This window comes from uncultured Campylobacter sp., from assembly GCF_938018145.1.
Taxonomy (GTDB): domain Bacteria; phylum Campylobacterota; class Campylobacteria; order Campylobacterales; family Campylobacteraceae; genus Campylobacter_A.
On record NZ_CALIII010000063.1, the window covers coordinates 1 to 1,472 of the forward strand.

Annotated in this window: 1 protein-coding gene; it reads left to right on the forward strand. The window is 46.2% G+C overall.

Features of this window, described 5'->3' with window-relative positions:
- Positions 1-287: 287 nt before the first annotated feature.
- Positions 288-1,472, forward strand: a 1,185-nt coding sequence (locus Q0338_RS01445; RefSeq protein ID WP_298085206.1) for a TonB-dependent receptor, incomplete at its 3' end; no start/stop codon positions are given.

The window sequence follows — 1,472 nt, forward strand, 5'->3', positions numbered from 1 at the left end:
TTGAAGTCAAATTTGTAAATTTCGGCTTCAAATTTTACCCACCGAGACCCGCACCTTGAAAATGCGAATTTGAGTTTTTAAATTTGGCATATAGATTCAGGCCATTCACTCTTTGCCTAAAATTTACGTCTATCAAATTTAACTTCGCTAGCGTCAAATTTGTCGTCGTCTACAAACCAAACCGCGCAAAATTTATAAATCTTATCTTAACGAAAATCAAGAAATATTCAAGTATTTTTTTATATAATTATGATACAAAAAATCAAAATTATCATAAAGGATACTAAATGAGATTAGCTATCAGTCTGGCTGCGGCTGCGACGGCGCTGCTCGCAAACGGCGCAAATCCCGACGTCATAAAGCCGATAAAGGATTTTACGCCTCCGCCGCCTTATACGCCAAACATCGCCCAAAGCGCGTTTCCCGAAAATCAATTCGACCGCGCGCCTAGGGATGATTATTTTTTCGTGACGGATTTGCTTGATAATTCTATGGATAAATTTCACGTTGCAGGCGGATTTTACGGCAGGACGTTTTACGGTTCGGGACTTTTTAAATACCGCGGCGCAAATTTCTACACGATTTTAAACGCGAACTTTTCTAAAGCCAACCGCTACAAAGACGGCGGCGGCAGAGAGTGGAACTACGGCTACGCCAGGCAGGGGCAAAGCGCGGTCGTGGGTTTCGTGCCTAGCGAGCTAAGCGAGTTTAGATTTACGCTCGTACACGACAACATCGACGACGACAAGCAGCCTCACCATCTCATGGACGCCGTTAAAACCGAGCGATACGTCGGTAAATTTAACGCTCGCATCGGCGCGGAAGATCTATCAAATACGCTAAATTTCGAGCTGATGCTGCGCGACGTGAGCAGAAACGCCGACAACTATCATCTAAGGAGCGCGGCGCAGACGGTCAAGGTCGAACTGGATAGAAAAATCGTGGACGCCGAGCTAAAATACGACGCGGACTTGGGCGACTTTCACAATCTTGCGGGTATCAGCTATCAGCACGATAATCATGAGGGCAAAAGGTACGTAAAACAGCCTAGCGGCTGGGTTTTTAACGGCTATAGGTTTGCCGACGTGACAAATAAGCGAACGAGGATTTTTGATACGCTAAGCTATAAATTTAACGACTTTCACAAGCTTAGTTTAGCTCTAAACTACGACTGGATGAGGTCAAATTTAAAGGGGCTAAATGAGCCATATTTTGCGCCTGCCGCGCCGCTTAGGACGGTCAAGGGGCTTATCCGCAGTGTTTATGGATATGATTTTGACGGTAGCGTCAAACAAGACGGCCTAAGCGCCAGCCTAAAATACGATTTCACTCCAAACGAGCTAGATAGCTACTACGCGGCGCTTGAGAGCTTGCAGCGCATACCTGGCAATATGGAGCGATTTAACACGCTTTACGGTCCGATGGATAACGGCTGGGTGAGCAACCCGCTGCTAAAACCGGAGCGTCACAAC